Source organism: Vogesella mureinivorans, from assembly GCF_007644035.1.
Classification (GTDB): domain Bacteria; phylum Pseudomonadota; class Gammaproteobacteria; order Burkholderiales; family Chromobacteriaceae; genus Vogesella; species Vogesella mureinivorans.
Window position 1 is genome coordinate 1 of the sequence record NZ_VMTV02000474.1, and the last position, 445, is coordinate 445.

The following is a 445-nucleotide window of genomic DNA, read 5'->3' on the forward strand; positions in this document are numbered from 1 at the left end:
GAGGATGTGAAGCGACTGGGTGCACTGGTGGGCGAAGTGATTGCCGACCAGGAGGGCGAGGCCTTCTTCGAGCGCGTCGAGGCGCTGCGTCGCGTTGCGATCCAGCGCCGCGAGCAGGGCGAGGGGCTCGATGCGCTGGCCGCTGCGGTCGATGGCCTGCCGCTCGACGAGGCCGAAGGACTGGTGCGCTCGTTCGCGACCTATTTCGGCGTGGGCAACCTGGCCGAGCGCATCCACCGCATCCGCCGTCGCCGCGATTACCAGAAGCAGGCCACGGCCGCGCCGCAGCCGGGCGGTCTGCTGGCCGTGGTCAGCGAACTCAAAGCGGCCGGCGTCGAGTTCGACGAGCTCGTGGCCCTGTTCCGCCGCCCCCACACCGAGCGAGAGTTCACCGCCCACCCCACCCGCCCCGTGCGCCGCCCCATGCCCGAGCAGGAGGCCGAGG

At 71.7% G+C, this 445-nt stretch carries 1 protein-coding gene; it reads left to right on the forward strand.

Annotated elements, in window-relative coordinates; all coding sequences use genetic code 11:
- Nucleotides 1-445 (forward strand): phosphoenolpyruvate carboxylase (locus tag FLQ44_RS23685; protein WP_240801281.1); only part of this gene is annotated, 445 nt, incomplete at both ends.